At 63.4% G+C, this 23,861-nt stretch carries 23 protein-coding genes; 4 read left to right on the top strand and 19 right to left on the bottom strand.

What is annotated here, in order from left to right:
• Positions 1–18: 18 nt before the first annotated feature.
• Positions 19–2,751, bottom strand: a complete 2,733-nt coding sequence (locus ACYQ2T_RS16500; RefSeq protein WP_459901965.1) for a molybdopterin-dependent aldehyde oxidoreductase — start codon at positions 2,749–2,751, stop codon at positions 19–21.
• Between the two features lie 73 nt (positions 2,752–2,824).
• Positions 2,825–3,841, bottom strand: a complete 1,017-nt coding sequence (locus ACYQ2T_RS16495) for a molybdopterin-binding protein (protein ID WP_459901985.1) — start codon at positions 3,839–3,841, stop codon at positions 2,825–2,827.
• A 266-nt stretch (positions 3,842–4,107) separates the two neighbouring features.
• On the opposite strand from ACYQ2T_RS16495, the gene ACYQ2T_RS16490 reads away from it, so the two are divergent.
• Positions 4,108–4,440, top strand: a complete 333-nt coding sequence (locus tag ACYQ2T_RS16490) for a winged helix-turn-helix domain-containing protein (RefSeq protein ID WP_459901964.1) — start codon at positions 4,108–4,110, stop codon at positions 4,438–4,440.
• Positions 4,441–4,586: 146 nt separating this feature from the next.
• Here ACYQ2T_RS16490 and ACYQ2T_RS16485 read toward each other — a convergent pair whose 3' ends face one another.
• From ACYQ2T_RS16485 to modA (ACYQ2T_RS16460), 6 genes are read right to left on the bottom strand one after another with little or no spacing between them, the layout of a single operon-like run.
• Positions 4,587–5,318 carry a Rossmann-like domain-containing protein gene (locus ACYQ2T_RS16485; RefSeq protein WP_459901963.1) on the bottom strand — a complete coding sequence of 244 codons (732 nt, stop codon included), beginning with the start codon at positions 5,316–5,318 and terminating at the stop codon, positions 4,587–4,589.
• A 24-nt stretch (positions 5,319–5,342) separates the two neighbouring features.
• A complete protein-coding gene (locus tag ACYQ2T_RS16480) occupies positions 5,343–6,014 on the bottom strand; it encodes a molybdate ABC transporter permease subunit (protein WP_459901962.1) in 672 nt (223 codons plus the stop codon).
• Between the two features lie 9 nt (positions 6,015–6,023).
• Positions 6,024–6,746, bottom strand: a complete 723-nt coding sequence (gene modA, locus ACYQ2T_RS16475; protein ID WP_459901961.1) for a molybdate ABC transporter substrate-binding protein — start codon at positions 6,744–6,746, stop codon at positions 6,024–6,026.
• Entirely contained in the window at positions 6,722–7,444 is a 723-nt protein-coding gene (locus ACYQ2T_RS16470) for an ATP-binding cassette domain-containing protein (RefSeq protein WP_459901960.1), read from the bottom strand. Before ACYQ2T_RS16470 ends, modA (ACYQ2T_RS16475) begins: the two co-directional genes overlap by 25 nt.
• A complete protein-coding gene (gene modB / locus ACYQ2T_RS16465) occupies positions 7,441–8,097 on the bottom strand; it encodes a molybdate ABC transporter permease subunit (protein ID WP_459901959.1) in 657 nt (218 codons plus the stop codon). The genes ACYQ2T_RS16470 and modB overlap by 4 nt, the downstream gene beginning before the upstream one ends.
• Before the next feature lies 1 nt (position 8,098).
• Positions 8,099–8,836: a molybdate ABC transporter substrate-binding protein gene (gene modA / locus ACYQ2T_RS16460; RefSeq protein ID WP_459901958.1), complete on the bottom strand. Its 738-nt coding sequence runs from the start codon at positions 8,834–8,836 to the stop codon at positions 8,099–8,101.
• 135 nt (positions 8,837–8,971) lie between these two features.
• Between modA (ACYQ2T_RS16460) and ACYQ2T_RS16455 the strand changes: the two genes are divergently transcribed.
• Positions 8,972–10,042 carry a TOBE domain-containing protein gene (locus tag ACYQ2T_RS16455; RefSeq protein ID WP_459901957.1) on the top strand — a complete coding sequence of 357 codons (1,071 nt, stop codon included), beginning with the start codon at positions 8,972–8,974 and terminating at the stop codon, positions 10,040–10,042.
• 298 nt (positions 10,043–10,340) lie between these two features.
• Here the strand turns inward: ACYQ2T_RS16455 and ACYQ2T_RS16450 are convergent, their stop codons facing one another.
• The 9 genes from ACYQ2T_RS16450 to ACYQ2T_RS16410 all read right to left on the bottom strand — a co-directional run bounded on the left by ACYQ2T_RS16450 (position 10,341) and on the right by ACYQ2T_RS16410 (position 18,942).
• On the bottom strand, positions 10,341–10,868 hold the full coding sequence (locus tag ACYQ2T_RS16450; protein WP_459901956.1) for a TonB family protein: 528 nt from the start codon (positions 10,866–10,868) through the stop codon (positions 10,341–10,343).
• Positions 10,868–11,290: an ExbD/TolR family protein gene (locus ACYQ2T_RS16445; protein WP_459901955.1), complete on the bottom strand. Its 423-nt coding sequence runs from the start codon at positions 11,288–11,290 to the stop codon at positions 10,868–10,870. The genes ACYQ2T_RS16450 and ACYQ2T_RS16445 overlap by 1 nt, the downstream gene beginning before the upstream one ends.
• Complete coding sequence (locus ACYQ2T_RS16440) at positions 11,283–11,885, bottom strand: MotA/TolQ/ExbB proton channel family protein (protein ID WP_459901954.1); 603 nt, start codon at positions 11,883–11,885, stop codon at positions 11,283–11,285. Before ACYQ2T_RS16440 ends, ACYQ2T_RS16445 begins: the two co-directional genes overlap by 8 nt.
• The gene (locus ACYQ2T_RS16435; protein ID WP_459901953.1) at positions 11,882–13,705 is read right to left on the bottom strand and encodes a CobW family GTP-binding protein; all 1,824 of its coding nucleotides are present in this window, start codon (positions 13,703–13,705) and stop codon (positions 11,882–11,884) included. The genes ACYQ2T_RS16440 and ACYQ2T_RS16435 overlap by 4 nt, the downstream gene beginning before the upstream one ends.
• Positions 13,706–13,799: 94 nt before the next feature.
• The gene (locus ACYQ2T_RS16430) at positions 13,800–14,969 is read right to left on the bottom strand and encodes an MBL fold metallo-hydrolase (RefSeq protein WP_404845394.1); all 1,170 of its coding nucleotides are present in this window, start codon (positions 14,967–14,969) and stop codon (positions 13,800–13,802) included.
• A gap of 25 nt (positions 14,970–14,994) precedes the next feature.
• On the bottom strand, positions 14,995–16,398 hold the full coding sequence (locus ACYQ2T_RS16425) for a hypothetical protein (RefSeq protein WP_459901952.1): 1,404 nt from the start codon (positions 16,396–16,398) through the stop codon (positions 14,995–14,997).
• A 1-nt stretch (position 16,399) separates the two neighbouring features.
• The gene (locus ACYQ2T_RS16420; protein ID WP_459901951.1) at positions 16,400–16,654 is read right to left on the bottom strand and encodes a hypothetical protein; all 255 of its coding nucleotides are present in this window, start codon (positions 16,652–16,654) and stop codon (positions 16,400–16,402) included.
• 27 nt (positions 16,655–16,681) lie between these two features.
• A complete protein-coding gene (locus ACYQ2T_RS16415) occupies positions 16,682–17,356 on the bottom strand; it encodes a FadR/GntR family transcriptional regulator (RefSeq protein WP_459901950.1) in 675 nt (224 codons plus the stop codon).
• Positions 17,357–17,667: 311 nt separating this feature from the next.
• On the bottom strand, positions 17,668–18,942 hold the full coding sequence (locus tag ACYQ2T_RS16410; RefSeq protein WP_459901949.1) for a PAS domain-containing protein: 1,275 nt from the start codon (positions 18,940–18,942) through the stop codon (positions 17,668–17,670).
• A 369-nt stretch (positions 18,943–19,311) separates the two neighbouring features.
• Here ACYQ2T_RS16410 and ACYQ2T_RS16405 point away from each other — a divergent pair, with 369 nt between their 5' ends.
• Positions 19,312–20,226, top strand: coding sequence for a LysR family transcriptional regulator (locus tag ACYQ2T_RS16405; RefSeq protein ID WP_404845399.1), 915 nt, complete (start codon positions 19,312–19,314; stop codon positions 20,224–20,226).
• Between the two features lie 117 nt (positions 20,227–20,343).
• Positions 20,344–20,955, top strand: a complete 612-nt coding sequence (locus ACYQ2T_RS16400) for a LysE family translocator (RefSeq protein WP_459901948.1) — start codon at positions 20,344–20,346, stop codon at positions 20,953–20,955.
• A gap of 67 nt (positions 20,956–21,022) precedes the next feature.
• On the opposite strand, the gene ACYQ2T_RS16395 is transcribed toward ACYQ2T_RS16400, so the two are convergent.
• Together ACYQ2T_RS16395 and ACYQ2T_RS16390 are read right to left on the bottom strand one after the other, a co-directional pair.
• Complete coding sequence (locus ACYQ2T_RS16395; RefSeq protein WP_459901947.1) at positions 21,023–22,102, bottom strand: ABC transporter ATP-binding protein; 1,080 nt, start codon at positions 22,100–22,102, stop codon at positions 21,023–21,025.
• A gap of 1 nt (position 22,103) precedes the next feature.
• Positions 22,104–23,828: an ABC transporter permease gene (locus tag ACYQ2T_RS16390; RefSeq protein WP_459901946.1), complete on the bottom strand. Its 1,725-nt coding sequence runs from the start codon at positions 23,826–23,828 to the stop codon at positions 22,104–22,106.
• Positions 23,829–23,861 lie beyond the last annotated feature (33 nt).

The following is a 23,861-nucleotide window of genomic DNA, read 5'->3' as shown; positions in this document are numbered from 1 at the left end:
TCAGGCCGGTTTGGGTGCTTAGTTGGCGTCAGAGGACGCGCCGAGTGCGGCGAGGACCTTTTCCGGACGTGCCGGGAGCTTGGTCACGCGGGCGCCGCATGCATTGTAGATGGCGTTGATGATGGCTGCGTGAGGTGTGGTCAGCGGCAGCTCGCCGACGCCGGAGGCGCCGTGGGGGCCTTCGGGACGGGCGGTTTCAACGTAGATGATCTCCATGTCGTCGGGGATCTGCTTGATGTAGGGGAAGCCTGCGCCCACCATGGTGGAGTGCTTCTTGATGTCCTCGTAGTCCTCATAAAGGGCGAGGCCAACACCCTGCGCCAGACCGCCGTACATCTGGCCGTCAACAACCAGCTGGTTGTTGATTTTGCCGACGTCGGCAACGGCCACAAGGCGTTCCACAGTGGTTTTGCCGGTGGCGATTTCCACCGCCACTTCGGCGAGGAACAGGCCGTACATGTAGCAGGCAAAGGGGCTACCCTGACCGTTTTCGTCGCAGTCGGTGGCCGGGGCGGTCCACTTGCCGTTGTAGCGCACGGCGATGTTTTCCTTCAGCATATCATCGTAGGTGCGGTAGGAGCCGTCACTCTTGCGCATGCCGCCAAGGAGCAGCTCGCACGCGGCCTTGATGGACCGGCCAACCACAACCTGCGAGCGGCTGCCGCCGGCGGGGCCGCCGTTGGGGCAGTAACGGGTGTCGTTCATGACCAGCTTAATCTGCTCCGGCGTCAGGCCGAGGGGACGCAGGGTTTCGTGGGCCGTGCCCAGAACGCCCATGTCCGCGCCCTGACCATGGTCGTGCCAGCAGGCGTAGACCGTGACGGTGCCGTCGGCGTTGAGTTCCACTTCGGATTCGGCGGTGTCCGGGCCGTCGAGGCCGGAGCCGTACACGCCAAGGGCGATGCCCACGCCGCGCTTCACGTCGTCCGTGGAGTTTGCGGCTGCGCGCTTTTTGGCTTCCTCGTACTTGGGACGCATCGCCTCGAAGATCTCAGGCAGGCTGAGGACTTCCGGCGTCTGGCCTGTGGGCGTGGTGGAGCCTTCGCGGTAGATGTTCTTGAACCGCAGTTCAAAGGGATCCATGCCCAGCTTTTCGGCCAGTTCGTCCATGAGCACTTCGGACGGGAACTCGCTTTCCGGCGCGCCGTAGCCGCGGAAGGCGGAGCCCCATGCGTGGTTGGTGCACACGGTGCGGCCTTCGCCGCGGATGGCCGGGATGTCGTAGCCCGCGCCGATGAACTGCGCGCCGCGCAGGGTCAGCAGGTCGCCGAACTCGGAGTAGGGGCCATGGTCGCAGGTCCAGTCCGTTTCCATGCCAAGGAGCTTGCCGTCCTTGGTGGCGGCCATGCGCACGTTGGTGAAGAAGGGCGAGCGCTTACCGGTGTAGGTCTGCTGCTGGTACCAGCTGTATTTCAGGAAGACCGGACGGCCGGTGGCAAGGCTGGCCGCACCAACGAGAGCCTCCATGGTGGGGCTGAACTTGTAGCCAAAGGTGCCGCCCGTGGGGTTCTGCACCATGATGAGCTTGGCCGGGTCCACGCCAAGGCCGGGGGCAATCATCAGACCGTGCAGGTGCAGGCCGATGGACTTGGAGTGGATGCACAGGTTGCCTTCGTCGTCGGTGTAGGCAAAGCCAACGTCCGGCTCGATGGGCATGTGCGGCTGACGGCCGACGTAGAAGTCGTCTTCCACGACAACGTCGGCCTTGTCGAAGATGGGCGTGGTTTCCTCGCCCTTGGCAATCTTCTGGGTGAAGTAGATGTTGGGGGTGCCGGGGTGGATTTCCAGCGCGTCCTCTTCCATGGCGGCGTAGGCGTTCATGTATTCGGGCAGCTGTTCCAGCTTCACCTTGACCTTTGCCGCGGCGGCCTGCGCGTTCTTTTCCGAGTCCGCACAGACGATGGCGATGGCGTCGCCGTACTGGAAGACCTTTTCATCGCAGAGGATGGGACGGTCCCAGCCGTCGCCCTTGTTGGACGGGAAGGTAATCAGGCCGGTGATGCGGTTTTTGCCCTGAATGTCCTTGTGGGTGACCACTTTGAATACGCCGGGCATCTTTTCGGCTTCGCTGGTGTCGATGGAGACAATCTTCGCGTGGGAGATTTCCGCCTGCACCAAGGCGCACTTGAGGGTGTTGTCGGGCATCTTTAGGCCAAGGTCCGCGCCGTAGTCCAGCGTGCCGGTCACCTTGGCGACGGCGGTGGGGCGGGGGTACTTGGAGCCCCAGATGCGGCCGTCCTCGGGCATCTTAAAGAGCAGGTCGTCCAGCTTCATGTCGCCACGCATAACGGCGGCGGCGTCCATAACCGCGTCCACCAGCTGCTTGTAGCCGGTGCAGCGGCAGGCGTTGCGGTGCTTCTGGAACCAGTCGCGGATGTCTTCGCGGCTGGGTGAGGGGTTGCCCATGATGAGGGCGTAGGTGGACACGATAAAGCCCGGAGTGCAGAAACCGCACTGCGCGCCGCCGTGTGCCATCCACGAAACCTGAATGGGGTGCAGCTGATTCGGGGTGCCGATGCCCTCCAGCGTGACGATTTGCGTGCTGTCGGCCACGCGTTTCATCTTCAGGGAGCAGGAGCGCTTGAGCTTGCCGTCCACAATGACGGTGCAGCTGCCGCACTGGCCGGTCCCGCAGCCAACCTTGACGCTTGTCAGGCCAAGGTTTTCGCGCAGGACGGTGGCGAGGGATGTATCGTTTTCAACGATGACCATCCGCTCTACGCCGTTGACGTTGAGGGTCCTTTTGATCATGAAATGATCCTCCTTCTGATTACTGCTGTTGCCTCATATGGAAAGGGTGTCCGTACAGGGCACCGGACCATCACTATTTGCCAAAGGAGCAGAGCGGATAACGGCAGGTTTCGCATCCTGCACAGAAGCCGCCATGTCCCAGTTCCACGATGTCCTCGCGGGTGGGCGTTTCGCCCGCCACAATGCGCGGGACGACGAGGTCGAAGATGCTGGCGCGGTAATACATTACGCAGCCGGGAAGCCCGACGATGGGCACGTCGCCAAGGTAGGCGAGCAGGAACATCACGCCGGGAAATGTGGGGGAGCCGTAGGTGACCACCTCCGCGCCCGTGGCGCGGATGCTGGCGGGGGTCTGGTCGTCGGGGTCCACGCTCATGCCGCCGGTAACCACCACCATCTGCGCTCCGGCGCGGACCTGAGCCAGAATGGCGTCGCGGGTCATGTCCGGGTCGTCGCTGACGAAGGTTTGGTCCATGACTTCGCTGTTGAGTGCGGCAAACTTTTTGCGGATGACGGGGCCGAATTTGTCCTTGATGCGCCCTGTGTAGACCTCGCTGCCGGTGGTGACCACGCCAACCTTGAGCTGGCGGAAGGGCTTCACGCTGACCACGGGGCCGGTTTCGGCGCAGATGGCTTCCACCTGTTCAATTTTCGCCTCGTCTATAACCAGCGGCACCACGCGGGTTCCGGCCACGGCGCGCGGGGCGCTGACCTGCAGGCCGTTGTGCATGGTGGCGAGGACGACTTCTTCGATGGAGTTGATGCGGCGCAGGGCATCCACATTGATGGACAAAAGTCCGGGGGCGGCGGTCATGTTGATGCGGCCTTCGCACACATCGGAGAGGGAAATGCCGGGACCTGCGGCGGCAGCGGCAATGCGGGCGGCGGCGTCGTCCTCATGGAGTTGACCGTCTTCAAGGGACAGCACGTAGACGTGCTCCTTGCCAATTTCGAGGAGTGTGGGGATGTCTTCCGGGCTTATGACGTGGCCCTTGCGGAAGGCGGGACCCTTAAATTCGCCGGGGACGATACGGGTCATGTCGTGGCAGAGGACACTGCCAATGGACTCGTGGACTGGGACGGCTTTCATCATTTCTGGTCGACTCCGAGATTTTTCGCTCGCAGTGCGCACCTGCGGGCGACCTGTCGCTATCTGTCGGAAAAAGGCCTTTTTTGTCCGCTGTTTCCATGTATTGGGAATTTTATATGTTCGGCAAAACATAATAAGTCAATCCCTTTCCCGAAAAAATCTGTGACATAGCGCTTGGGTAGGGTACGGATGAAATGCTAGAAATCCCCGGCAGTCCTGATTTATGACTTTTTTAGGGGGGAATTAAATTGTCGATGAAAATGCGGATGAAATTGTGGCTGGAGAAGGACGGCGAAATGGCCTTCGGTCCCGGACCGGCCGCTATCCTGCGCGAGGTGGAGCGCACGGGGTCGTTGGCCGGTGCGGCGCGGGCGCTTGGCATGTCGTACCGCACGGCGTGGGGACGGATGAAAAAGCTGGAAAATGCTCTTGGTACGGCGCTTGTCGCCAAAAAGGGCGGCAACAAGGCAGGCAGTACACTTACGGCGTACGGGCAGGTGCTTCTTGAGGCCTACGAGGCGTGGGAGGCTTCAGTTCGGGCCGAGGCCGCGAAAAAGGCCGAGGAGCTGTTCCCCTTCCCTGTAGAGGCGAAACGCTGAGGCAGGCGCACTCGCAAAGCTCTTTATGGTAAAGGGCCGGGCGGAAACTGAAGGGGAAATTGCCAAGGGGGCGAAGGCGCACGGTGCCTCTTCGCCCCCTTGGCCGTGAAGGAGGACGGTGGAAAGAAACTGGTCCAGCCAGTTGGCTACATGCTTTCGCAGCAGAAGCGGTCCCAGCCCATAAGGTCGGCGGCCGCGGCGATGGTGGTGCCAAAGAACAGCACGGGCTTATCGCCCAGGAAGGTATCTACAGTGCCGTTGACCAAAGTTGACCCCGTGACCAAGAGCAGGTCTGCCCACTGCATGGCGGCGTCCGTATCGTCCGGGCCAAGGACCGTCAGCCCACACTTGTGCGCGCCGATATTGTCCGGGTCGAGGTCCACAATGCGCATGGAAAAGCGCGGGGCGAGGGTTTCCAGCATTTTGGGCTGGTAGCCGATTTGCGTGATGCGGACGTGAGCGCCGTAGGTTTCCGTGATGTATTCGGCCAGCTTGGGCGCGCAGTGGCTGGGGCCTTTGTCGCGGCAGTGGATGGTGTGGTCCGTTTGGGCAAGGCGGCGCTGGACGGCATTGAGGGCGGCAACGAAGAGGGCGCGGCGGAAGTTGTTTTCAAGGGGCATCTCGCAGATGTCGCGCAGGGAGGCGTCAAAGTCGCCGTAGCGGTCCGTAAAGGCCTGCCCGCGCGCGTCGCCAAAGGCGGCTTCCATGAGCCGCTCCTTGCCGCGCTGGAGGGGAAAGTCGTCGCCCTCGGGGTCGCCGATGGCTTCCTCGACGCTGAGGGTGCGGGCGTGGACGCTGACGCGTTCGTCGAGGATGCCGTTTTTGTGCCAGATGTCGCGGGCCTTGGTGCGGACGGATTCCAGAATGGGAGTGTGCATGTGATGGGCCTCCTTACGCCGCGTTTAGACGGCGGACCATTTTTTGAGCAAGGTGAAGATGCCGACGGATGCCACGCCGATGATGACGGACAGGACGGCGGCGCGTTCGAATTCGCCGTTGTAGACGGCGTTGTAGATTTCAAGGGACAGCGTGTTGGTGCGGCCTATGACGTTGCCGCCGAGCATGAGGGTCATGCCCACTTCCCCAAGGGCGCGGCCAAGGGCGAGGAGCATCCCCGCCGCGATGCTCCGCTTGGCGCAGGGGATGAGCACGCGCAGAAAGATGGTATGCGGGGCCTTGCCCAGCACGGCGGCAACCTCCGCCAGCCGTGCGGCCTCCGCCGAACGTAGCGCCGCCTGAATAGGCTTTACCGCAAGGGGAAGCCCTGCCACAAACGCGGCCACAACAAGGCCGGGAAAACCAAAGATGACGCCCTCGCCCAGCATGCCGCCCAGCGGTCCGCTCCGGCCAAGGAGGAGGAGCAGCACAAACCCCGTGGCCACGGGCGGAAACACCAACGGCAGGGTGACGAGGGTATCCACAGCCTCACGCAGGGGGCCGCGCGCATGCGCCAGCCAGCAGGCCAGCGGCACACCAAGAATGAGCAGGAGGCACCCTGCCACGCCAATCACGCGCAGGGAGAGCGTGAGCGGGTGGATGGTGGCGGCGTCCGTGAGGATGTGCAGAACCGGCATGAATTTGCCCTACAGACCGTGGCTGGCGACAATGGCCCGTGCCTGCTCTGTTGCGAGGAAGGCGGCAAATTCCGCACACTGTTTGGGGTGCGGCGCGTCCTGCATGTGGGCGATGATAATGGCGATGGGGTCGTAGGTGGACTGGTCCAGTACGGTGTAGCCGCCAATGGCGTCGCCAAGGCGCCGCGCGTGGGTGAGGTTGATGAACGCGTAGTCCACCTCGCCGCTGGCGACGTAGGACGCGGCTTGCGGCACGGTGGAGACGATGAGCAATTTGCCGTCTACGGCGTCCGCGACGTTTGTATTGCGCAGGTACTGCGTGGCGGCGTTGCCGTAGATGGCGCGCACCGGGTCGGGAATGGCGATGCGGGTGACTGTGTCCGTCCGCAGGTCGTCAGGACCGGAGTAGGCGCCGCCCTTGGGGTAAGCCGCTACCAGACGCCCCATGCCTACGGGGGTGACGCCTGCAAAGCTTAGGTTGGCGGAATCCAGATACGCCTTGTCGCCAAGGACGAGGTCCACAGCGCCCGTCAGGCGCGCCTGCGCGGTGACGCGGGCCATGTTGCCGTAGATGCGGTCCACGGCGCAGCCTGTTGTGGCGGTGTAGGCGTCGGCAAGGTCGTCCACGAGGGAGCGGTAGCCCGCACCGGCGGCAAGGACCGTGGCGGCGTGGGCCAGAGCGGGAGAGGCGAGAAGCGCGGCGATGGTTACAGCGAAGAGGAAACGGCGCATTGCTGTGGCTCCTTGTGGGGCATGTCGGTACCGGGGATGGGGGCGCGGCGCGAGGTCTGGCGCGCCAGCCATTCGGGCGAGGCGTGCCCGTCCTCCACGGCGACGATGTGGTCCGCGAGGTAGAAGGCTTCGTCAAGGTCGTGGGTGACGTGCACCACCGGGATGTCGAGGTCCTTCTTGAGGGTTTTCAGCTCCCGGCGCAGGGCGTCGCGCGTGGCAACGTCCAGCGCGGAGAAAGGCTCGTCCAGAAGCAGCAGGGTGGGCTTTCGGGCCAGCGCCTGACAAAACGCCGCGCGCTGGCGCTCGCCGCCGGAGATCGTGGAGGGCTTGCTACTGGCGATATGCGTGATGCGAAAGCGCTCCAGCAGGTCATCCACACAGCTGTCATCCTCGGCGGCGAAGGCGACGTTCTTGCGCACCGTCAGGTGCGGAAAGAGGGTGTAATCCTGAAAAACAAGCCCCAGACCGCGTTTTTGCGGCGGCAGAAAGGCGCGGGCGGCGGTGTCGTTCCACACGGCGCCGTTGAGGGTGATGGAGCCGTGGTCCGGGCGGGCCAGTCCGGCGATAATGCGCACCAGCGTACTTTTGCCCGCACCAGAGGGACCGACAAGGGCCGTCAGGGTGCCGGGCGCGCAGGTGAGGCGCATCTCCAGCGTAAAGCTGGCCAGCGCCTTGGTGACGTTGACGCACAGGGTCATGAGTTCCTCCCGTTGACGCGGTTGATGGCGAGCAGCGCCACGAAGCTGACCGGAATAAGCGCCAGCGACATGTACATGGCGTCCGTGTAGCGCAGGGCTTCCACGGCCTCGTAGATGGCGATGGAGGCGACCTTGGTGGAGCCGGGGATGCTGCCGCCAACCATGAGGATAACGCCGAATTCGCCAAGGCTGTGGGCAAAGACCAGCATGGCCGCTGCCGCGATGCCGGGCAGGCTGTTAGGCAGCACCACACGCAGAAACGTTGCCGAAGGGGACAGGCCAAGGACGGCGGCGCTTTCCAGCAGGCGCACATCCAGCTTTTCAAAGGCGGCGCGCATGGGCTGGACGGCAAAGGGCAGGTTGTACACCAGCGACGCGATGACAATGCCGGTGAAGCTGAATACCAGCCTGTCGCCTGTGGCGGACTCCCAAAGGCCGCCCAGCGGTCCTTCGGGGCCCATAGCGATGAGCAGGGCAAAACCGAGGACCGTGGGCGGCAGGACCATGGGAAGTGAGACAACAGCGTCAATCAGACTTTTGCCGCGAAAGCGGCAAAAAGCGAGAATATAGGCGGCTGGCGCGGCCACAATGGGGATGAGCACCGTGGTGACCAGCGCCAGCTTGGCGGAAAGCAGAAGCGGAGTCAGGTCCATGCTATTTGTAACCGTACCTGCTCTTGATGGCCTGCACTTCGGGGCTGGCAAGGAACTCCACAAAGCGCTTTGCGGCGTCCTTGTGCTGGGCATTTTTCAGGATGCAGGCGGCCTGTACCACGCTCGGCGCGTTGTCCACGACAACGTAGGAGCCAGCGCGGCCCTGATCCGAGAACATGGACGAATAGGCGCAAAAGCCCGCGTCAGCCGCGCCGGTTTCGGCGTACTGAAACACCTGCGCAATGGTTTGGGCGTAGACAAGGCGCGGGGCCAGCGCGTCCCACAGCCCGGCGTCCTTGAGGGCGTTCATGGCGGAGGTGCCGTAGGGCGCGGTCTCAATATTGGCGATGGCGATTTTGCTCAGCTTCGGGTCGGTGACGGCCTTTTGCCACGTGGTGGCAGAGAAGTCGGCGGACTTGGACCAGAACACAATCTGGCCCTTGGCGTAGACAAAGGGCTTCTCGGCCTTGCCGGCGGCAAACAGCAGGTCCGGGCGGCGCTGGTCGGCGGCGAGGAAGACGTCAAAGGGCGCGCCGTGGGTAATCTGGCCATACAGTTTGCCGGTGGAGGTGTAGGTGGCCTGCACCTCAAGGCCGGTCTCCGCCTTGAAGGCGGGGATGATTTCCTGCATGGCGGGCATAAAGTTGGCGGCCTGCGCAACAAGCAGGTCCGCGGCCAGCGCCGACGAGGCCGGAAGGCTCAGTAGCGCGGCAAGGGCAAGGGCGAAAAGGCGTTTCACGGTGAATCTCCTGAAATGTAAAAGGATTCAGCGGTTGACAGAACCGTCAGCGCAAGGACAATACGGTCAGAACACGGAGAAGAACAACCCGGTCACGCGAATGCGTGAAAGCGTGACTGTGAAGGAGAAAACGGCATGACGCAGGATTCACCGCGCGGCACCAACGCGGACAGGCTGACGCCTTCGGACGTATTTGAAGTGCCCGAGGGCGTGGAGCATCTGGACGCAGGCGCATTGGCGCGGCTGGAGCAGGCCTTTCGCCGTTGGCGCGATGGCGCGCGGCGGGTGGACCACCAGCGTTCGCGCACGCGGGTGCTCTTGCTGTTTCTTGTTCTGCGCCACAGCGGTGCCAAGCTGGGCGAAGTGCTGGACCTTGATGAACGGGAACATGTGGACGGCGGGCGCGATATGGTCCTGCTGGGCAAGGGCGAAGGCCGGCGCGAGGTGCCTTTGCCGCGCGCTGTCTGCCGCGAAATTCGGGCCTTTATGGAAAGTCCGCTTGCCGCGGGGCTGGACGGGCAGGTGTTCCACTTGGACCCTGGCTACGTGCGCCGGATGTTCTATTCCCGCGCCGAGGACTGCGGCATACCCCGGCGGCTTGGCGCGCCCAGCGCCCTACGCCGGTCCCGCGCGGTGGAAATGCTGCGCAGCGGCGTGCCTCTTGGCGTGGTGCGCGAGGTGCTGGGGCAGTCGTCCGCAAACCTTGCTGAGGTGTACCAGCAATGGTCGCGGCAGGATGTGCGCAGTATTGTGCGGCGGCTTGCCATTGGCGATGGACCGGTGAAGTCCAGCGCGCGAAACTCCTTTGCAGGGCATGTACGGCACGTCCGGCGCGATGTGGTCATGGCGGAAGTGGAGCTGGAGACGGCTTCGGGCCAGCGGCTGTGTGCGGTCATCACGGTGGAGAGTTTGGACGCGCTGGGCATTGAGCCGGGCGTGGGCCTTGCCGCCACGGTGAAGGCGCCGCATGTGGAGGTGCGCCCCGCACCGGACGGGAGCGTGCAGAGTACGCGCAACTGCCTGCTGGCAACGGTGTCCAGCGTACGCTCCACCGATGTGCTGGCCGAGGTGTCGGGTGTGACGCCGGATGGCTTTGAGGTCTGCGCCCTTGTTTCCACCAGCTGCTTGAACGATGCGCCGCTGCGGCCTGGCGATACGGCGGAGTTTCGGTTTAAGGCGTTGTCCGTCGTGCTTGCCGCGCTGTAGCGTGGCGGCGGGGTGCGGCGGTCACCTCTGTTGTTGCGGCGGCGCGCGGGGCAGGCCGGGGCGCATGTGGCGCGCCGGGAGAACGAGGGGCGTCTGCCAGCGCAGCACCGTGAAGACCCCGCTCACGGGAAGCATCCTGGTACACAAACGAAGAAGGGCGGCGTCCCCTCCCTCTGCTTAGAATTCCTCAAAACGGGAGAATCAGCCCGCCACGTCGGTTGGTGGGTGCCTCTCGGAGAATGTGTTCGTCCTGCGGTTTTTCATACCGCAGTCATGGCGCGTCCGCGCCGAATTCTCTCTATAATCCGTATTGATATTTGATAGTGAACCGCGCAGTGACGGGCATGGTGCCGGTGGCGCTTGGGCGCGTGATGCGTCCGCTGGTGGCGCGGATGGCTTCGCGCGCGGCGGCGTCAAGGGCCGCGTCCCCGGAGGAGCGCACAAGGCGGATGGCTGTAAAGCTGCCGTCTGCCGCGATGGTCAGGGCAAAGCGCGCCTTGCCGATGAGGCGCTCGCGCGTTGCGCCAGCTGCGCGGAATTTGGCGTGTTCCACCTCTTTGCGCACGGTTTCGAGGTACTGCCGCAACAGGCGCTGTTGCCGCGCGCGGTCCGATTCCTCGCCGCCGTCGCCTTCGCCGGACGGTGCGGCCATGTGCTGGCTCAGGGACATGCCGCGCGGGGCCGCGGACGCGCTGACGTCAAGATTCACCGGAATGGCCGTCACCGCCGCGCCTGTGGACACTGTTGGCGCGTAGCCGCCGTGCAGAAGGAGAAAGTGGACGAATACCGACGCCGCGAGGCAGGCGGTCCAGAGGTTTTTGGACATTACGAGGCCGCGTCCTTGGCCGAGCCTGTGGCGATGACCATATTGTCCACACCACACCCGCGCGCCACGTCCATGGTGGCGATAAACGCGCCGACATTGGCCTGTGGCGAGGCCTTGAACAGCACCTGCGCCGGACGCTGGGCAGGCGGGGCCTGCATGGCGTCGCGCAGGATGAAGCCGAGGTCGTGCAGGGTGATGTGCTCGGCGTTGCAGGTGAGGGTGCCGTCGGCGGCGAGGGTGATTTCCAGCGACTGCCCCGTCACCGGGCGCGAGGTCTCGGCGGGCGGCAGGTCAACGTCCATGCCTTTGGCCGTGAAGACGGCGGACACCACAAAGAAAATGAGCAGGATGAACACCACGTCCAGAAGCGGCGTCATATCTGGCCGCGCCGGACGGACCGTGCGTTTGACCAGTTCAACCATTGCCGCGCTCCATGGCGTCGATAAGGGCATTGGCCGTGCGCTGCATGGCAAAGGCCGCCTTTTCCTGCTGACGGCGGAACCACGCATGGGCCAAGAGGGCCGGGATGGCGACGGCCAGCCCTGCGGCAGTGGTCAGCAGGGCCTGCCAAATGCCGCCGGTAAGAGTGGTGATGTCCACCGCATTGCCCGCCGAGGACAGGCGCGAAAAGGCGTCAATCATGCCCAGGACGGTGCCCAGAAGTCCCAGCAGCGGCGCGGCGCTGGCCGTGGTCGCCAGAAAGTCCAGCCGTCGCCCCAGCGTAAAGAGAATCCCCTCGCCGGCCCGTGTCGCGGCGGCTTCGCGCTGGTCGCGCCCTGTGCTGGTGAGGATGGAGCGAAACAGCGGCGCGTAGGCCGGCGCGGCTTCCTCGGCGCTGCGCAGGGCCGCGTCGGTGTTGCCGTCAGCGGCGGCTGCGGTGATGTCCTGCACGGCGTCGTCACCGGGAAAGCGTGACGTGGTGAAAAGGATGAGCCGTTCAATGATGACGGCAAGGGCGAGGACGGACAGGATGATGATGGGCCAGAGCATCACTCCGCCCTGTTCGAGGTAGGTCATTGCGCGGTGTCCTGTCGTATGGCTCCGAGCAGGCGGTCCAGTCCGGAGGCTTGGGGATTGCGGCCGATGGCAACGAGGAAGGAGGTGTCGTCAAATCCATCGCCCAGTGGGGTTATGTCGTAGCGGCCCGCCACATACTGCACCACAAGCGGCTCCTGCGCGTCCGAGCAGCGGACAATGCCCTTGATGCGGAAAATATCCGCCGGGCAGACGCTGAGAGCCTGCGTGAGTGCGGCGCGCGGCAGGGGCGCGTCGTAGGTGAACCGCGCGGCGCTGAAGCCTTCGTCCGCATGGGAGCCGTGGGAGTGCTCCGGGACAGAGGGCATCAGGCCGGGCGCGGCTTGGGTAGGGTCGTCATTGTAGAGCAGGCCGGGGTTCATCTGCGCGTGGGTGGTCTCCACCAGTGGCGCGCGGGAGTTGAGGTCCCGGATGCGCTGTTTCAGTGTGGCAAGGGCTTCCGTGCTGACAAGGTCGCACTTGTTCACAAGGATGATGTCCGCCGCGCGCACCTGATTGCGCGCGATGTCCGTATCGTCAAGAACGGCGGCATTAGCGGCGTCCACAAGGGTGGTGACGGAGTCGAACCGCACCAGATGGCGCAGCTGGCCGATTTCATCAAGTAAATTGAAGGGATTGGCGAGGCCTGTGGCCTCAAGGACGATGGTCTCGGGGCTGTAGCTGGCCATCAGGCGCTCAATGCCGCGGGCAAGGCTTCCGGCAAGGGTGCAGCATACGCAGCCTTCATCAAGCTCCACAATGGAGTCGTCGCCCTGCAGGAGCTTGCCATCTACGCCGGTTTCGCCAATTTCGTTCTGGATGATGGCGACCATCTCGTCACGCGCGGCGTGGTACTCCAGAAGCTGGTTCAAAAATGTCGTCTTGCCCGCGCCCAGAAAGCCGCTGAGCACGATGAGGCGGGGGCGCATGTCAAAGGCGGCGGCGTGCTCGCCCTGCGCGCCAAGGGCGGCGAGGTCGTGGGTGCGCCACCACAGGGCGGCGCGGATGTCCTCTGGCTGGTCGGCCCCGGCAAGGGCCGTGTTGTCTCCTCCGGGAAGGAGGACCGCCAATGCTTCGCTTGAGGGGCGGTCCCCCCATCCGAGGCTGTCGATGAGGGTGGAGGAGGCGACAGCCCGGAAAGATTCTTCCCGTCCGGGGATGCTGGGCGTCTGCGGCGCGGTGATGGTGCGTCCGTAGCGGCAGGGAGCCTCGCCAAGGCTCAGGGACATGGCCGCGCCCATGGCGGTGAACAGCGGCAGAGCCAACTGGCGCTCCGGCAGGTCCTCTTCGGCTTCGCCCGGGGCCACAAGCCAGCCGCCGTCTGGCAGGGGGACGCCGTCTTCACTGATGACGCGGCGGCGCTCGCTGGCGCTGAGGGCGAGGAGCAGGGCGCTTTCGTCATCCTTGAGCATGAGGGTGACGGCGCCGATGCGGAAGGCGCACAGCGCGTCCCCCCAGTTTTCAAAGGCGCGTACGCCGTCGTCGTAGCCCGGCTGGGCCGCGATGTAGGAGGCGACAAGGGCCATGGATTCCAAAATCTCTTCATCCTGCGCGGGGAAATAGTACAGATGCAACGTGGCCTGCGGGCCGCTGGGCGTGGCGGTCACGCCCGCTGTGGCAACGCCGTAGACGCCGGGGCGGGCGTCCAGCTTGCAGGTCCACGCCCGTCCGCCGCCGATGCATGGGGCCATGCCGCGCCAGCCGGTCAGGCGTTTAAAGGGGCGCTCCTGACAGGCCACAAGCAGACTGTTGACGATCATGCCGGGAAGGCTGGCGGCGCTGACAGTGCCGCGGGACGGGGGCAGGATGGAGGAAAGGTTCATGGTGCGTGTGCCTCGCGCTGGAAATATGGGCCCCGGCCCGCGTGTGCGGGCCGGGGAGGATGGGGACGAGCGGAGTCCCCACTAGGGTACTTGGCTAAACGCCAAAGGTTATCTTGTCACCGTTGCCGAGGTAGTCCTTGGACGCTGAGCGGAAGCGCGCAGTGCCGCGGACCACGGGGTATCCGGCCTCGATGAACTTTTTGGCGGTGAGGTGACCGGTGCAGTGGTTGCAACCAATGCGGTCAAAGCCCCAGTCGCCAAGGGAGATGACGAGGTCGTCGTATTTGGGGTCCCAGTCCTCGAAGGGCGAGATGTGCAGGCCGCCGTAGATGCCGTAGAACTTGTCCTTGTCGTACTTCAGCTGGGTGTAGGCGAAGTCCGCAAACTTGAGGATGCCCTGATGGCAGCAGCCGGAGATGAGCACAAGGCCCTTGCCCTTGACGTTGAACGCAAGGGAGGTCTCGCCAAACACGCGGTTGATGATGGGGACGTCGAACTTGAGGAGCGCCATGCCCGGCGTGATGTTCGTCACGGGCTGGTCGGCAATGTGCAGATTGCCGGTGTGGCCGCAGTCTTTGATGTACTGCAGGCCTTCCTCGTAGAAGCCGTCGTGCACGTAGAGTTCAATGTTCGGGTCGTACTTGGTGGTGACGGGCAGGCCCCAGAAGTGGTCCCAGTGCTCATGCGAGATGAACAGGCCCTCGATTTCACCGGCCTGCAAGAGCTTGTCGATGCCCTCGCGCTTAAAGGCGGCGTCCATCCAGGTGTAGGACCAGCCGGTATCCAGCAGGTACTTGTGGATGGTGCCGTCCATGGCTTCCACCTCGATGAGGCAGGAGTAGCCGCCGGCGTTTTCGGGGTGCAGGGTCAGGCCCTGCTGGATTTCCCACGCCTTTTCGAGGTCGTGCGGGAGCAGGTGCTTGATGGAATCAATACCTTCCTTATACGAGCCCTTGGCCGAGCCTTTGCCGTTGCCAAAGGGGGGCCAGTTCAGGGTGTACTGGTTCACCAGCAGGCCGCCGGCCTTATGGATGTCGCCGATGAGGTGGGCGTTGTTGAACCAGCTGGTCTCGGAGATATTGGTTACGCGCACGCTGCGGCATTCGCCGAAGTCCTGCATTTTGCGCTTGGGGTCGGGCATGCGGTCGTATGCGGAGGGGGTGTAGGAATACAGTCCCATTCCGGCAAAAGCGCCCACGCACAGGCCTGTGGCCGCGCCTTTCATGAAGTCGCGTCTGTTGACGCCGTTTTCGTTCTTGCTCATTGTCGTGCTCCTTTGGCCTTCGCGCCTACTTGATGATGGTGATGTTTTCGCCGACCCAAGGCAGGACGGTGATCATCAGCCAGTACAGCCCGACGCCGCAGGCGAGGCCCACGGCCAGACCCTTGGCCAGCGTGGACGTCCACTTCACGTCGCTGGCGACGATTTCCTCTTCTACTTCGCGCAGTTCGGCTTCGGTCTTGCGTTCGGCCTTCCAGCCGGGCCAGCCGTCCATGAACCACACGTTGATGAGGAAGATGTTGATGAGCCAGATCATCGGGATCATCGGGAACTGCTGCGGATGCGAGAAGCCCTTCTGCGTGCCGAGGAACAGGTGCGAGGTCTTGTAGTAGATAACGTAGACCACAACGGCCATCACGGCGGTGAGCAGGGTGCGCAGGCACACGTTCACCGGGCGGCTGAATTTGTTGGGCCAGTTGCCGCAATAGAAGTTGAGGTACAGGGTGGGCACCAGCCAGAAGATGGCCATTTCGCCCACATGCAGCCAGCGCCAGTCCGGTGCCATCAGGCGGCGGGTGCCGCGGATGGTCTCGCCCCAGACGAGGTCCTGCGCGTAGAAGAGGAAGTAGCACAGCGCCAGCGCCACGCCGATGATGCCGAAGAACGACGCCGTGCGGCGCAGCCAGTCCGTCTTGATGAGGTTGAAGGGATAGCGCTCCCAAATGGTTTCATACAGCCACACCACCACGGTGCAGCACATAATCCACGCAATGTGGAAGTTGCCGGACACGGTGTTGGCAAAGCTCTCCCAGTAGGGCGGGCAAATGGCGGTGAACTTCTGCCAGGGGTAGAAGAGAATCGCCATGTGCGAGTGCATGGTCAGGAAGTAGACAATCATGCTGAAGAAGAACGTCACCAGCACGATGGTGATGCCGCGCGCGGGCTGCTTCAGCTTGCCCCACGGGGCGTTTTCGCAGGCCACCACCCAACTGGGGGACAGCCACGAGGCGATGGCGGCAAACATCATAATGGCCTCGGCCGCGTACTCAATGGCGTAGAAGTCCGAAATGCCCATGTCGATGAGGCGGTCCGGGTCAAAGTAGGCGATGCCGAAGTTGCCGAGGATGTCGACGAAGAAGCCCTTAATCAGCAGCACCATGGCGGCCACGCTAAACAGCGTAAGCACGGAGCCTTTGATAAGCGGGTGCGTCTTTTCAAGCCATGAGCGCTTGAAGGGCCAATAGTCGAAAATGTAGGCCACCCAGATGAACAGGATGAGGAGCCAGCGGCACACCATGTAGCCCACGTACGGGGTGTACATGCGCATCATGCCGCGCGGGTCCTGGAATATCCACCAGGTCACGTAGAAGAACACGGCAATAAGCAGCGTGTTCACAAGGGCCGGGATGGGCCCGTTCCAGCGTTTGACCAGCTTGCGACTCTCCAGATAGCTGAAACTGCTGTGGTCCATGCTATTCTTTCTCCTTTGCCGAACGGTTGGACGGGGCGATGCCGTCACTGTGTTGCCGTTCGTCAGCTCTCGTTGATTGTGGTTCCGCGTCCGGAACCAGTTCACGCAATTGCCCGGGCGTGACCGTAGCCGGATCGATGCCCATCGCCATGGCGCGCATAAAGAGTTCCCGTTCGCTCAGGGGCTGTGGGGTGTCCTCGTCCTGCGCCGCGGCGAATCCACCAAGGATGCGGCTGAAGAATTCTCGTCGTTTCATGAAATCGTATGTGAATCGTCCGTGCGGCTAGTCCGCCAGCACAAGACGGCTGAATGTATCAATGCAGCTTTCCGCAAGGCTTGCGGCTTCCTTCATATTGCCGGTGCGGATGGCGTTGATGAGTTCCACATGGCTGGCGAACAGCGCGTCCACCACCACTTCCGACAGGCCCGTGCCGCCGATGGACAGCCCCTCGGCGGCGGTGGCCAGCTCGCGCAGGAGCAGGGTCAGAAAGTCGTTGCCCGTGGTCTCCGCCACAGAAAGGAAGAACCCGATGTACTGGCGCGCCACGTTTTCCATATCGCGGTTGACGATGGCGCGGCCAAGGCGCGCGGTGGCGTGCTCCAGCTTGTCGATGTCCGACGCGGTGTGGTGTGCGGCGGCGCGCCGGACCAAACCGGGAACAGTGACGGAGAAGGCCTCCAGCAGTTGCCCCGCCATACGCGAGTTTGCGCCGGTACGCAGGGCCTCCCAGCTCAGGCGGCCTTGGGGATTTTTGACGTAGCATCCACTGCGGCGGCGGATTTCCACGTAGCCCATGGTTTCAAGATTGCAGAGCGCCTCGCGGATGGTATTGCGGCTGGTGCCGAACAGTTCCGCAAGCCGTCGTTCTCCGGGGAGTCTGTCCCCTTTGGAAAAACGGTCGCTTTGAATCATGGCCGCGATTTTTTCGCAGACGGAGTTTTTTTGCGCGAGCTGCATAGTCTGGTCCAACCAGTTTAAGGTGAATCACCATGTGTAATGTGCACTGCTCACTGGATTATAAAGAGGCCACCAGTGCGGCAAGGATTTTGTGAAAAACATGGCACAAACTGGTTGGGCCAGTAGGCCTGTGGAAGTGGCGAGCGGCGCGGTGAAAAAGGCGAAAAGGCTGGAGTGACGGGGGTTTTGTGCGGGCAGGGCATGCGGGCGCTTCACGTCGGGCAGGTCAAAAAAACGCGGCGACCCGCGCAACAATGTGCAGGAATCGCCGCGTTATGCAGGCTCTGGATGGACCAGTTGGGCGGAACTGGTCAGGAGGTGGATAAACAGCGTTGCAGTTCGCGCTGGAAGTCCGTGAAAATGGGGCTGAACAGGGCGGGGGAGTCCTCGTCGTAGTTGCCGACTGTTGTGGAACAGAAGATGAGCACAAAGCAGATTTTGCCGTCCTTGAAAAAGGGCTGTGCGTAGTAGGAGCGGATGCCGCGGGGGATGAACAGCGCCCAGTCGATGGGCTTGATGCTGCGGGAGGTGTCGTTCACCACAAGGTGGGTGAGGCCGAATTGGACGATGTTTTCAGCTATGGACCCGGTGTAGGAGTGGGTGTCGTTTTCCCGCACGCCCTCAAAGGGAAGCCCCGCACCGGTCACCTGTATGGTGTCGTTGTCCGGAAAAATGCGCGAGAGCATCACCGCGTCCGTCCCCGTGCCCGAGGGCAGGTTGTGCAGGATGGCGGCCAGCAGGTCGCGCAGGCTGGTGCTGGCGTGCATGGCGCCGGCGATGTCCGGCACGGACAGGCCTGTTTGGGGCTCCGGCGTTTTGCGGTGGGCCACGGGGGCGGAGGCTGGGTTCAGGGCCAGCCACAGCAGGTTCTGCCCGTCGCGGGCAATGGCCCGGATACGCGCGTCGGCCACATGCACTGCGCCGGATTTGTCCGTGATGCTGACCTCGCCGTTCCAGCTGTCCGAAAAGATGAGGCTTTCGTAGGCCGCATGCAGGGTGGCGCTGGTTGTTGCGCCCAGCAGGGCTTTAACGTCCAGCGTGCGCAGTTCCTGCTCCGTGTAGCCGAGCATGGCGCGCGCGGCGGCGTTGGCCATGGCGACCCGGCGGTCATGGAAGCGCAGCAGGATGACGGGCGTGTCAAAAAGATCAATTTTGGTGGCTAGGCCGGGGCGTTCGGACAGGATATGAAGGCTGTTCATCTGCCGGGTGAAGTCCATCAGAAAGCCCACGGAACAGCACGAGAACACCGGGTCCGGCATGCCCGCCATCTTAATCCATTGGAGGGTGCCGTCGCTGTTGGTGATGCGGAAGATGCCGCTCATGGGGCGGCGGCTGCGGATGCTGTCGAAACACTCGCGAAAGCGGGGCCAGTCTTCGGTCAGGACCAGCTCGCGGGCAAAGGTCATGTTTTTGATGAGCAGGTCGGACTTTTCCGCCAGTCCGGGCAGGCGATGGGTATTGAGCAGGGTTATCTCGTTTTTAATGATGTCGATTCGCCAAAACAGGGCGGGCACGGCGTTGAGATAGGCGGGAAGCGTGTCCCGAAGCTGCTCTATGGCTTCGGACGGGGTTTGCCGTGAGGTCATGATGGTTTCCTTCGCTCTAGAAAATGCGTTGCTGTGCGGCGCTTCCGTCGTGGTGCCCCTGACGGCGCGGTCCGCGTGGCGCATCCGCCGGCAGGGCCGCGGTGCGCAGATGTCGCCGGGACGGCCATCGTCCGGGCGGGTGGTGGGGATAGACCGCTTCCTTCACGTGCGCAAGCAGGAGGAGGTGTGGTCCAACCAGCCGTGGACGCAAGCTTTACGGGGTCTCCACTGTGGCAGGGATACGCCATGGTGATTCCCCTGTCCAGTGGAGCAGGGGCCGCGCGGGAGGGGGTGGGCTATCTCCCGGTGGACTGAAAATGAGGAGAGATATGACTTGACGTCATGCGCTGTGTGCGTGAGAGTCCTGCCATGCCACTTGCCGATGTGAATCTGAATCTTCTTGTTTCCCTCAAGGCCCTGTTGGACGAGCGTCACGTCAGCCGTGCGGCGGCGCAGTGCAACGTCACCCAATCCGCCATGAGCAAAAACCTTGCGCGGCTGCGCGATATGTTTGGCGACCAGCTTCTGGTGCGCAGCGGCAACCGCCTTGTGCGCACGCCCCTTGCGGAGCGCATTCTGCCGCAGCTTGACAGCGTTCTGCGCGATGTGAGCGCTGTGGTGGAAGCTGGTGGATTTAATCCCGCCATCAGTCGCCGCAGCTTTACGGTGTCCATCACGGACTATCTGGCCCAGCATGCCTTTCCGCAGGCGCTGGCTACGGCTTTTTCCGAGGCTCCGGGCGTTTCCGTGGACCTGCGTATCTGGGACGTGAATGCCGAGGACGCCCTGCGCGACGGACGCGTGGATGTGGCCTCGTGCATGCTGTACGGGCAGACCGCGCCGGACATCGTTTACCACACCCATGGCGAGGACGGCTTCCAGTGCCTGATGCGCGAGGGACACCCCGCCGCAGATGGCGTGCTGACCCTTGCCGATTATATCTCCCAGCCGCATGTGGTCATCACTTCCGGCACGGACAAGCAGCGCGTTATCGACACGGCCCTTGCTCACACGGGCAAACGCCGCCGCGTCGCCCTGCGCGTGCCGCTTTATGCCGCCGCCATGCGCACCGTGGCCATGACGGACCTTCTTCTGACCCTGCCGGGGCACATTGCGCGGCATCTGGCCAGCCACCATGGGCTGGTGGTGCGGGATTTACCCTTCCCCTCGCCGCGTTTCAAGTATGGCCTCATGTGGCATCGCCGCACCGACGCGGACCCGGCCAATGTGTGGTTGCGCGGTCACCTGTGGCATAACTTGCAGGCCTTCGGCGTCATGCCCTGACGCGGCGGTATTCCTTTTGGGCATGAGAATCGTGCCTATTAATCATTTCCAAACATGTTTTCGGAGCGTTATCCCCCTCATCGGCGCAATGGCGCCAATCAGGAGGATTGTGAGAATATGTTTGAAACGCTTGCTACGCTGCTGACTGTGGCCTTTGTGGCCCAAATCAGCCCCGGACCGGACATGATGATGCTGGTGCGGCATTCCACGGGCGGAACGCGCGTTCCCGCCGTGGCATGCGCGCTGGGCGTGACCGCAGGATTCTGCGTGCACGTGAGTTTGTCCGTGCTGGGGCTGGCCGTGTTGTTGCAGCAGAATGTGATGGTGTTCAACGCAGTACGCTATGCCGGTGCGGCATACTTGCTGTGGATAGGCGTCAGTTGCTTGCGAAGCCGCTCCGGGCTGGACCTTTCCGGGACCGACGGGTGCGCGGCGGCCAGCTGGCGTATGGGCTTTCGTGACGGGCTGTTCTGCAACCTGCTGAACCCCAAGGTGACGCTGTTCGTCCTGAGTGTGTTTACGCAGGTGGTCAGCCCGGAGACGCCCATGCCGCAGAAGCTGGTCTGCGGCGCGGCCCTTGTGGCGGAGTGCTTCGCCGTGTGGCTGCTGTTTGTGCTTTTCCTGCACACTCCGGCCCTGCGGCGCATTCTGGAGCGCAGGCAGGGCGCGCTCAACGCCTTTGCCGGGGTGGTGCTGTGCGGCCTTGGCGGGGCGATTCTTATCGCCTAGTCCCCGCGCCACATAAGAGTCTTTTGAAAAAGGCGGTCTTCCTGAGGGAAGGCCGCCTTTTTGCGTGCTATGCGCCGTATTCGGCGTCCAGCAGGACGAGGGATTCGTCCGGGACGGTGATGGCGATGGGGTCGCCCACCGGGGGCGGCGTGGGCGCGAGAGGGAGCAGAACGCGTACCAGCGTTTGCGCCCTGGCTTCCAGCGTTATCTGGATGCTGTGGCCGAGGAAGGTTCGCTCGCGCACGGTGCCGGAAATGATGGATCCGCAGTCCGGGTGCTTCGCCATGGCGGCGTGGATGTCCTTTGACGTGGCGATACGCGCTCCCTCGGGCCGGATGAGCAGGTGTGTTGGCTCCTCAGCGGCCTGCGGCGCGCGCAGGGTGCCAAGGGCCGTCCGCACCGTGCGTCCTTCGGCCCCAAGCACGGGGTAGATATTACGAAAGCCCAGAAAGCGGGCCACGGTTTCGCTTGCCGGGCGGGTGTAGACATCCTCCGGCGCGCCCATTTGCAGCAGTTTGCCGTCGTCAAACACCGCCACCTTGTCCGCGATGGCAAAGGCTTCGGATTGGTCATGCGTCACAAAAATAGCCGTGACGCCGACGGTTTTAAGGATGTTTCGCAGGTCGCGGGCGAGGCGTTCGCGCAGGGCGCGGTCCAGGGCGGCCAGTGGTTCGTCCAGCATCAGCAGGCGCGGCTGGGGCGCAAGGCTACGCGCAAGGGCCACGCGCTGGCGCTCACCGCCGGACAGGTCCGCGATGTTGCTGTCCTCCCGTCCTTTAAGGCCCACCAGCTGGAGCATCTCCGTCACGCGCGCCGCGCGCTGCGAGGGGCTGTCGCCGCGCATGCGCAGGCCAAAGGCCACGTTCTGCGCCACATTCAGGTGCGGAAACAGCGCGTATTCCTGAAACATCATGCCGAATCCGCGCTGGTGGGGCGGGATGGCGTGCAGCGGCGCGCCGCCAAGATGCACCGCGCCGGAGTCCGCGCGCTCCAGCCCGGCAATGATGCGCAGCAGGGTGGTTTTGCCACAGCCGGATGGTCCCAAAAAGCACAGCACCTCGCCCTCATCAAGGCCGAAGGAGATGTCGCTGAGGGAGTAGCGCGCGTCGAAGCGCTTGGTGATGGCGGAAACGTGAAGTAAAGACATGCTAGAACTCCCCCCGGTCGCGGGGCGTGCATTTTTCAAGGATAAGGAAGCCGATGGCCGTCACCAGCATGAGCAGGGAACTCATGGCCATGGCTTGTGTGTAATTTACCGCGCCGGGCTGGCCCAAAAAGCGATAGATGGCCAGCGGCATGGTGGGCGTCTGCGGGCGCGCCACAAAGACCGTCGCCCCGAATTCCCCAAGGCTGATGGTAAAGGCGAATACGGCCGCCGCCGCCACGGTGCGGCTGATGATGGGCAGGTCGATGCACCGCCACACCCGCCAGGGCGACGCGCCAAGCAGGGCGGCGGATTCCCGCAGGTTATTCGGAATGGAGCGCATAACGGGCAGAACCGTGCGTACCACAAAAGGAAACGCCACAAGGCTGTGCGCCAGCGGCACCAGCAGTAGCGAGGACCGCAGGTCCAGCGGCGGTTCATCCAGCGCGATGATAAATCCAAAGCCCAGCGTCACCGCGGAGGTGGACAGCGGCAACATAAACAGCGGATCAAGTACCGCATTCAGCCGCCGCGAATCGCGCGACAGGCCATGCGCCGCGCACAGCCCAACCACCAGCGCAATGCCCAGCGTGGCAAGGCCATAGCCCACGGAGGTCGCAATCGCCTGCCCCGGCGGCACAAAGAAAATGGAGTCGCTGGTGGCGGTAAACAGGCGGGTGTAGGCGTCGAAACTCAGCCCCCGCGCCGAGCGCAGCGATTGCAGCACAAGGGCGGCCAGCGGCAATCCACTCAGCAGCGCGATGCCGCCGCAGACGCACCCGACCAGCACGCGTTGCCGGGAGCCAGCGCAGGTGCGCGGCGTGCGCCGGGCCGCGCTGGTGGAGCGCGGTGCGCGGCGTTGCAGGCGGGTATAGACCCACATCAGCGCAAAGGTGAACAGAATTTGAATCAGCGACAGCGCCGCCGCCATGGGCAGGTTGAAGACGTGCACCGCCTGCCGATAAATCGCCACCTCCAGCGTGGCAAAGTGCGGCCCGCCAAGGACGAGGATGACGCCAAAGGAGCAGAAGCAGAAGATAAATACCAGCACGCCCGCTGCCGTGAGCGCAGGCATAAGCAGCGGCAGCGTCACAGTGCGAAACGCCCGCAGGGGCGACGCGCCAAGCATCCGCGCGGCGTCCTCCAGCGCTGGGTCCAGCGTCTCCCAAAAGCCGCCCACAATGCGCAGGACCACGGTGAAATTATAAAACACGTGCGCCAGCAGGATAATCCAGATGGTGTTTTCCAGATGTATCGGCGGCGCGTTGAGGGAGAAAACGCGCATGAGGGCGCCATTGACAAGGCCGCAGGGGCCAAGCAGGGCGCTAAACGCCGCCGCCACAACAATGGTGGGCAGAACAAACGGAATGCCCGTCACCGTGCGCAGCAGGCGTTTGCCCGGAAAGGCATAGTGCGAAAAGACATACGCCGCAGGGATGCCCGCCAGCATGGTCAGCGCCGTGCTGGCTGCCGCCTGCCATGTGGTGAACCACAGCGTGCGCAGGTAGTAGTCCGAAGCCACAAGCCCACTCAGCCGCGCCGGGTCAAACGTTCCATCCGGAAAGAAGCTCAGGCCAAAGATGGAGAGCAGCGGATAGAAGTACAGCACGGCCAGAAAGAAAACCGGCACACTTATAATGATATGAACGGCGCGTAGGCGGATGACCGATGCCTCCGTTGGAGTGCGGTGAATGCGTGCAAGGGGCCGCCAGTGCGGAACAACCGCCATGACAGCCCCCACGCGTGAATGTGCTTGATGACT

It is taken from the genome of Desulfobaculum senezii (genome assembly GCF_054657395.1).
Note: the sequence above shows the minus strand (reverse complement) of the source record. Positions and strands in the feature narration are given on the sequence as shown.